The organism is Vibrio sp. 10N.222.46.A1, assembly GCF_041473595.1.
In the GTDB taxonomy this organism is placed as follows: Bacteria; Pseudomonadota; Gammaproteobacteria; order Enterobacterales; family Vibrionaceae; genus Vibrio; species Vibrio tasmaniensis_A.
Map to the genome: position 1 here is coordinate 1 of NZ_JBFRSN010000862.1, position 7,142 is coordinate 7,142.

Below are 7,142 nucleotides of genomic sequence, written 5' to 3' on the forward strand. Positions count from 1 at the left end.
AAGAAGCTAAGAAGCTAAACAGTGCCGCATTTTTCTAGCGGCATAAAACAGAATTACAAAAACGTATACATAATTAAAGCTAGGAGCAAATCATGTCAAACGGTCGTATTTTACACACTATGCTACGCGTTGGTGATCTAGACAAGTCTATCGAGTTCTACACCAAAGTATTAGGCATGAAAGAGCTTGAACGCCACGAAAACAACGACTACCGCTACACATTGGTTTTCGTTGGATACGAGCAAGGCGGCACGACTATCGAGCTAACGTACAACTGGGACACTAATGAGTACGAGATGGGCAGCGCGTTTGGTCATTTGGCATTGGGTGTGGAAGATATTTACGCCGCATGCGACAAGATCAAATCACTGGGTGGCAACGTCACTCGTGAAGCGGGGCCAGTAAAAGGTGGCTCAACGCACATCGCATTTATCACAGACCCAGATGGCTACCAAATCGAACTGATTCAACTAGGTTAATCGAGGATATAACAATGACAAACGCACTATTTCAACCAATTCAACTTGGTAATATCGAACTTAAAAACCGTATTGTTATGCCACCGATGACGCGTTCTCGCGCAACGCAACCTGGCAATTCAGCAAACGATATGATGGCGGCTTACTACGCTCAACGCGCTTCTGCAGGTTTGATTATCGCTGAAGGCACACAAATTTCACCTATGGGTCAAGGTTACGCTTGGACTCCGGGTATCTACTCTGATGAGCAGATTGCGGGTTGGAAAAAAGTCACCGATGCAGTACATGAAAAAGAGGGCGTTATCTTCGCTCAACTTTGGCATGTAGGCCGTGTAACACACCCAGACAACATTGGTGGTGAACAACCAATTTCGTCTTCTGCACTTAAAGCAGAAAACGTAAAAGTATTCATCGATAATGGCACTGATGAGCCGGGTTTTGTGGATGTGGTTGAACCTCGTGAGATGACGAAAGAAGACATCAAAAACGTGGTTGGTCAATACCGCCAAGCGGCTTTGAACGCGATTGAAGCGGGCTTTGATGGTATCGAACTTCACGCCGCGAATGGTTACTTGATTAACCAATTCATCGACTCTGAAGCAAACAACCGCACTGACGAATACGGTGGCTCAATTGAAAACCGTTTACGTTTCCTAGGTGAAGTGGTTGAAGCTATGGTCGCAGCGATTGGTGCTGACCGTGTAGGTGTTCGTCTTGCTCCGTTCACATCGTTGAATGGTACGGTTGACGCTACGCCAGTAGAGACTTATACAGCGGCGGCGGTGCTACTTAACCTATACAACATTGTTTATCTGCACGTGGCAGAAGTCGATTGGGACGACGCACCTGAAACGCCAATAGCGTTTAAAGCAGCGGTTCGTAAAGCTTACAATGGCGTGTTGATTTACGCAGGTAAATACGACAGCGAGCGCGGCGAAAAAGCGGTTGCTGAAGGCGTAACTGATATGGTTGGTTTCGGTCGTCCATTCGTCGCAAACCCAGATCTACCCGCTCGTATTCAAAATGGTTACCCATTAGCAGCGCACGATCCAAACACATTGTTTGGTGGTGCTGAAAAAGGTTTAACGGATTACCCAAAATACGCAGGCTAAAAATAGCTGCCTGAAGCAGAGTATTGAGATAATATCTCGATCCTGTTGAATGTTTATAAAAAGCAACCTTGCAGAGTCGGGTTGCTTTTTTTGTTATTGGACCAAGTAAGATGATGAAAGCGATGCGCGGAGAGCTTTATCTCCTATTTGCTACCTTGTTAGCTGGGATTGGATGGATTGCATCTAAGCTGGTGGTGTTAGAAATGCCTGGTCCAGTGTTCATTGGTGTGCGATTCTTCGTCGCGAGTTTGATTCTTTTGCCATTTTGTATTCATCACATTCGTAAGCTTCCGCTTAAGCAGGTACTTTCTCTTTGCGGCGTTGGCTTGTTGCTGTCTGCTTCATTGCAAGTCTGGGTGTATGCAGTATCGATGACGGAAAGTTTGTCGGAAGGAGCGTTTATCATGAGCTTAGCTATGATCATCGCGCCGTTTGTCTCTTGGATTATATTTCGAGTTAAGCCTAATCGTGCCTTCTGGATGTCATTTCCAATTGCGATTATCGGTATGTTGCTACTGACCCTAACTAACGGTTGGCACGTTGAGCAGAGTCAGCTCTATTTCCTATTAGCATCGATGTTGCTTTCGGTTCACTTTGTCATGAATAAGCGAGTGATTACTAATATCAAACCTATAGCTTCAATTTGCGTTCAGCTTTTTGTGGTGGGTGTTAGTGGGTTAGCGTTTGCTTCGATGACCACTCAACCAGAGTTTGAAATAACTCAAACCTTAATATTCTGGTTTATCGTCTCAGCGGTTGTCGCGACATCGATCCGTTACTTATTGCAAACTGTCGGTCAGCACTCCGTGAACATGGAAGTGGCGGCATTGATCATGATTCTTGAGCCGGTGTGGACATTGTTATTGAGTGTCAGCGTGTTGGGAGAAACGGTTGAGATGCAAAAGCTACTAGGCGGAGCGGTAATTATTGGTTCGTTATTTTGTTATATCAAATGGTCGAGACGAAAATAAAACACTCGGCGCAAGGCCGAGTGCTCGTTGGTTGTTAGCGCATGTTTATAGCTCATTAAGCATGTACTAGCAGTAAGCTCCGGTCACAGTAAGATCAGATTGCTGCGACCATCTTTTGAAGTAGCTTGATCATCTGCTGTTGTTCTTCAGCGTCCAACTCATTCATCAGTTCTTTGTTTAAACGAGTAGGGATTGGAATCAACTGTTCTTCGAGTGCTTTCCCTTTTTCCGTTAAGTAGATTCTGAAAGAACGACGACTGTTTGGATCGGCTCTGCGTTCAACCAGCTCAAGCTTTTCTAGCTTGTCTAGTGTGCGAGTCGTCGTTGAATTCTCGACTTTGGACTTTGCCGCGATATCACGCTGAGTAATACCTTCCTCTTCCCATAGGCACATCAAGGTTGGCCAGAGCGCAATGGTTAAGCCATGTTCTTTCAATTCTGTGTCGAAATCTTTGCTCGCTTTATTGGCGATCACGTTGATCATCCAACCAAAGCTATTTTGCCTATCAAATTCTTGTGACATCCGTCAGTACCTAATTCTTACGATGACATTACAACTATTGTCATCGTAACTAATACCGATGCAATTAGCACCAACATTGCTTCGTTATTTGATAAAAAAGCGAATTGACTGCTAATTTTGAATTAATCGCGAATCGTGACCTTGGTAATCACAATATCTTCGCAAGGTACATCTTCGTGTCCCCAGCGAGTAGTGGTTGGTGCAAGCGCAATCTTGTTGACCACGTCCATGCCTGCCGATACTTTGCCAAACACTGCGTAACCCCAACCTGCGTTGCTGGTCGCGGTATGGTCAAGGAAATCATTGTCGTCAAGGTTGATAAAGAACTGCGCCGTTGCTGAGTGTGGTGCGTCTGTACGAGCCATTGCCACTGAGCCAATCACGTTCTTTAGTCCACGATTTGCTTCATTGACGATAGGTGCGTGTGTTGGCTTCTCTGTCATGTCGATAGTGTGTCCACCACCTTGAATCATGAAACCCTCAATCACACGGTGAAATGTGGTGCCTTCATAGAAGCCTTCTTGGCAGTATTTAAGGAAGTTTTTTGAACTTACTGGCGCTTTCTCAAGGTTAAGTTCAATTTCGATGTCGCCAAAGTTAGTGGTCAGAATAATCATAAAGGTGCCCAATGTTCGAGTACTAATATTTTGAGTACTACAGAGTAGTGGATGACGTAATAGGGTGCAGTATATGAGAAATAACGACGGATGCCAGTGAACAGTGATTCTGACGTGTATTCAAGGGCGATCTGAATGATCTTCGAGCGTGCCATCGCGCGTTCACTTCATTCGTATAGACAAGAAAGCCAGCGAACAGGTCGCTGGCTTTGGAGGTTTTAAAGATTATTGCTTTTGATTAAAGCGTTAGAAGGTAATTCACCAGTTGGTTGTACTCTTCGTAGCTCTTGATTTGATCCGGTTTTACGATGTATTTGTTGTTAACTAATACGCCTGGAACGCCAGTTAATGTGCTCGCATCAAACTGCTTATCAAAACGCTTCTGCATTGAGTTAACTGCGAAACCGTTGTAGGCCGCATCAAACTTCTTCGCATCGATACCGTTATCAATGAAGATCTGGCGCAGTTCCGCTTCGTTTCTTGGAGTCTGTTGCTTCTCGTGAATTTTGGCGAACATTGCTGGAACCATATTGTCTTCAGCGTCGAGTGCAATCATGGTCGCGTAAGCTTTTGCCATAGGCACAGCCATGTCGTTGCCCATAAACGCTACGTGCACTTTTTGAAAGCTTGCTGATTCTGGTAGATCTTGTTTAAGGAACTCAATGACGCCTTCAAATTTGTAGCAATGAGGGCAGTAAAACGAGAAGAATTCGGTAACGACTGGCTTATCTGCTTTCGCTACGTCGAGGATCTTGTAGTGAGTACCTTCTTCAAACTGAGCGGCATTAATTGAGGCGCTCATGATCAGAGCTGCGAATAGGCTAAATAGCTTTTTCATGTGTTATTTCCTAAATTTGGATGTCATTGTTTACAGCGATAGAGCTGTATTAGTAATACGTTGGCAAGCGTTGCCAAACAGGGACAAACAATTAAGAAATAGGAGGGCGATAAGGAGCTTGTGGCGACATGATTGCCTTGTGTGAAGGCTCTTTCTCGATCAAAGCCAATGAACCAATTTGGGTATCAAAAGACTCTGACACAATCAACGGTGGCATTTTAAGCAAGCATACAGAGCCACAGCAGTGGTGTTCTACATTGGGTTGCGCGCTGGAATATGGGAATGAGTCACTGGTGTCGAATGAGGAATCGGTGTTCAGCGATAAGGTTGATTGATTTTGAGTTACCTGCATAGCATTGGCGTTCGCGATACTGTCCACACTGACGGTGGCCACTAACATAGCGAATAGCATAAAAGCATGTACCCAAATTTTGCTTATCAACTTTGGCATGGAATATTGGTCTTTGTGTCCGAATTAAGGTTGGTATGAATCACATTCTGCAACCGCTAAACAGGAAAGCGTAGAACGAGCGCATGATACATCACTCGTTTGTGCATCTCTAATTAAACCCAACAAAACTTAGCAGAGCTCAACTTTTATTACGCTTGGTACTGTTTAAGGAACATCTCGACGCTGGAATTAATGATTATTTGCTTGTGCTGCTTATCAGGAGAGGGCGCATGACCAATGATCTGTGGCCAAAATGCAAAAGATTTCAGCAGGGCGATAAACTGAGTGGATGCAAACAATGGGTCGAGTTCAACCAAACGCCCATCAGCCAATGCCGCTTTGATCCAAGTCGTCAGGCCGCTTTCTGCTTGAGAATATTTTTCCATCGCTTGATGCGCGAGTTCTGCGTTATGAAAATATTCAGAGAACAGTACGCGAGATAAGTCGATGAAACCTTCAGACTCGAGAAGCTCAAGTTCTTGGTTGGCTATAGAGGTAAGTTGTTCATCTAGCGGTTGTTCGGCTTGATAGGGGAACTGAGTCGCTGCGAGTGTTTTGCTCCAAATGCTGTCTAAAATCTCATCCAGTAGCAGTTCTTTACTCGCAAAGTGATTGTAAACCGTGCGCTTTGATACTTCCGCGCGGCTCGATATTTTATCCATGCTGGTGGCTTTATAGCCATGCTCGGTAAACTCTGCGATGGCAGCGGCCACGATAGATTCGCGTTTTCTTTGGCTTAGTGTTTTTTTTACCGTCATCTGGATATTACTCAATATGTCGCGGTTAGCATTGCATACTCTAATTTTACACCAGTAAGTTTACTTTTAGAATACCAATCAGTGTATTGGTAATTAGCACGCTAGCACCTGAATCGCTTTGCAATGAACTGCGGGTGTCATAGAATCGAAAACGTATTCGAATTTTATTGATATCAACGGAAGAGAATAAACAATCAATGAGTAGTATTTTAGAGTGTATTCGTACAGTTGGACGAGGGGAAAGAGGTCGTAAGCCTTTGTCGTTCGAACAAGCCTACCGCATCATGGATGAGTATTTAAGCGGAGAGGTCGGTGACGACCAAATGGCTATGCTACTGATGTTGATTCGTGTGCAGAATGAAACCAATGAAGAAATCGCAGGCTTTGTAAAAGCGTTTCAATCTCGAGTGCCAGACTTAGGTGCTGATATCGATTGGCCGTGTTATGCAGGTAAGCGTAACGATAACGCCAGTGGAAAGCCTTGGAACCTGTTGGCAGCAAAAATTCTAGCTGACAACGGCTATAAAGTATTGATGCATGGCTACATGGACAAACCCAGTGGTCGTACGCATGCCGAAACGCATTTAGAATGTGTCGGCGTTCGCAGCGCGCAAGATCCGCAAGACGCAAAGCAGATTCTAGAAGCCGATGGTATTGCTTACTTGCCTTTGGCGAACTTCGCCCCACAAGCTCAAACTATGATTGGTTGGAAACATCGTTATGGACTGAGAACTCCGATTAATACCGTTGTTCGTGCATTGAACCCTGGTGGTGGACGTTTAGGCTTGCGTGGCAGCTTTCACCCTGGATTCCCACAGCTTCATGCAGAAGTTGAGCATGTGATTGGCAATAAATCCCACTCGGTGATTTCATTTAAAGGCATGAATGGCGAATCAGAATACAACCCCAAGGTAAGCCAAACTGTCTGGATGAGTTCTCCTGAAAAGGTGGAATCTTTCTACTGGGAAGGCACGATGAATGCTGAGCTGCCTCTACCTTCTGAATGTGTACTGGGTACACCGGAAGATGAGATGGAGCTGATGGCGAATAGTGTTGTGGATAGTATGACGGCAATTTTATTCGCAGAAACGCACGATAAGGCTGAAGCTTACTCAAAGGCAGCGCGTTTGTGGGAAGCCTATTGCACTCGTTAGTAGCTACTAGCCAGTCGTTAAGAGCTAGCAAATAACGTATAGCGATTGAAATCGTGAATGAGAAGGTCAGCGAATGCTGGCCTTTTTCGTATATTTACCGTGGTAGGTATTCGCTGTTGAATTAAGTAGGCAATCATTGTCAAGGTGATTGCCTACTCATAACATGTTATTCAACGGTGTTCTGTGCTGTTGACCATGCAGCTTAAGCTTGCCGAACAAGAAATGCGTTATGACTGCGC

Annotated in this window: 9 protein-coding genes and 1 pseudogene; 4 read left to right on the top strand and 6 right to left on the bottom strand. The window is 44.8% G+C overall.

All coding sequences use genetic code 11. The annotated features are described in order from the left end of the window. Positions 1-92: 92 nt before the first annotated feature. The 3 genes from gloA to AB4496_RS21185 all read left to right on the top strand — a co-directional run bounded on the left by gloA (position 93) and on the right by AB4496_RS21185 (position 2,562). Positions 93-479 (top strand): lactoylglutathione lyase, encoded by a 387-nt coding sequence (gene gloA, locus AB4496_RS21175; RefSeq protein ID WP_372131871.1) that lies wholly within the window; start codon positions 93-95, stop codon positions 477-479. A 14-nt stretch (positions 480-493) separates the two neighbouring features. After that, positions 494-1,591, top strand: coding sequence for an alkene reductase (locus AB4496_RS21180; RefSeq protein WP_102257822.1), 1,098 nt, complete (start codon positions 494-496; stop codon positions 1,589-1,591). A 110-nt stretch (positions 1,592-1,701) separates the two neighbouring features. Beyond that, on the top strand, positions 1,702-2,562 hold the full coding sequence (locus AB4496_RS21185) for a DMT family transporter (protein ID WP_102257823.1): 861 nt from the start codon (positions 1,702-1,704) through the stop codon (positions 2,560-2,562). 94 nt (positions 2,563-2,656) lie between these two features. On the opposite strand, the gene AB4496_RS21190 is transcribed toward AB4496_RS21185, so the two are convergent. The 6 genes and pseudogenes from AB4496_RS21190 to AB4496_RS21215 form a co-directional block, all read right to left on the bottom strand. Next, complete coding sequence (locus AB4496_RS21190) at positions 2,657-3,085, bottom strand: MarR family winged helix-turn-helix transcriptional regulator (RefSeq protein WP_017101603.1); 429 nt, start codon at positions 3,083-3,085, stop codon at positions 2,657-2,659. A gap of 17 nt (positions 3,086-3,102) precedes the next feature. After that, a pseudogene (locus AB4496_RS21195) lies at positions 3,103-3,207 on the bottom strand (hydrogenase); the annotation flags it as partial. Then, complete coding sequence (locus AB4496_RS21200) at positions 3,208-3,702, bottom strand: peptidylprolyl isomerase (RefSeq protein ID WP_012604419.1); 495 nt, start codon at positions 3,700-3,702, stop codon at positions 3,208-3,210. Between the two features lie 238 nt (positions 3,703-3,940). Beyond that, positions 3,941-4,540 carry a thiol:disulfide interchange protein DsbA/DsbL gene (locus AB4496_RS21205; protein WP_009847171.1) on the bottom strand — a complete coding sequence of 200 codons (600 nt, stop codon included), beginning with the start codon at positions 4,538-4,540 and terminating at the stop codon, positions 3,941-3,943. Between the two features lie 91 nt (positions 4,541-4,631). After that, positions 4,632-4,991 (bottom strand): hypothetical protein, encoded by a 360-nt coding sequence (locus AB4496_RS21210; RefSeq protein WP_102257824.1) that lies wholly within the window; start codon positions 4,989-4,991, stop codon positions 4,632-4,634. 149 nt (positions 4,992-5,140) lie between these two features. Next, a complete protein-coding gene (locus tag AB4496_RS21215) occupies positions 5,141-5,749 on the bottom strand; it encodes a TetR/AcrR family transcriptional regulator (protein ID WP_009847169.1) in 609 nt (202 codons plus the stop codon). Positions 5,750-5,916: 167 nt separating this feature from the next. Between AB4496_RS21215 and AB4496_RS21220 the strand changes: the two genes are divergently transcribed. Further along, the gene (locus tag AB4496_RS21220) at positions 5,917-6,903 is read left to right on the top strand and encodes a glycosyl transferase family protein (protein ID WP_017096890.1); all 987 of its coding nucleotides are present in this window, start codon (positions 5,917-5,919) and stop codon (positions 6,901-6,903) included. Positions 6,904-7,142: the final 239 nt, after the last annotated feature.

Coding starts and splice junctions, on each gene's coding strand:
- AB4496_RS21190 (WP_017101603.1), bottom strand. CDS start 3,085: ATGTCACAAGAATTTGATAGGCAAAATAGCTTTGGTTGGATGATCAAC.
- AB4496_RS21200 (WP_012604419.1), bottom strand. CDS start 3,702: ATGATTATTCTGACCACTAACTTTGGCGACATCGAAATTGAACTTAAC.
- AB4496_RS21215 (WP_009847169.1), bottom strand. CDS start 5,749: ATGACGGTAAAAAAAACACTAAGCCAAAGAAAACGCGAATCTATCGTG.
- AB4496_RS21210 (WP_102257824.1), bottom strand. CDS start 4,991: ATGCCAAAGTTGATAAGCAAAATTTGGGTACATGCTTTTATGCTATTC.
- AB4496_RS21185 (WP_102257823.1), top strand. CDS start 1,702: ATGATGAAAGCGATGCGCGGAGAGCTTTATCTCCTATTTGCTACCTTG.
- AB4496_RS21205 (WP_009847171.1), bottom strand. CDS start 4,540: ATGAAAAAGCTATTTAGCCTATTCGCAGCTCTGATCATGAGCGCCTCA.
- AB4496_RS21180 (WP_102257822.1), top strand. CDS start 494: ATGACAAACGCACTATTTCAACCAATTCAACTTGGTAATATCGAACTT.
- gloA (WP_372131871.1), top strand. CDS start 93: ATGTCAAACGGTCGTATTTTACACACTATGCTACGCGTTGGTGATCTA.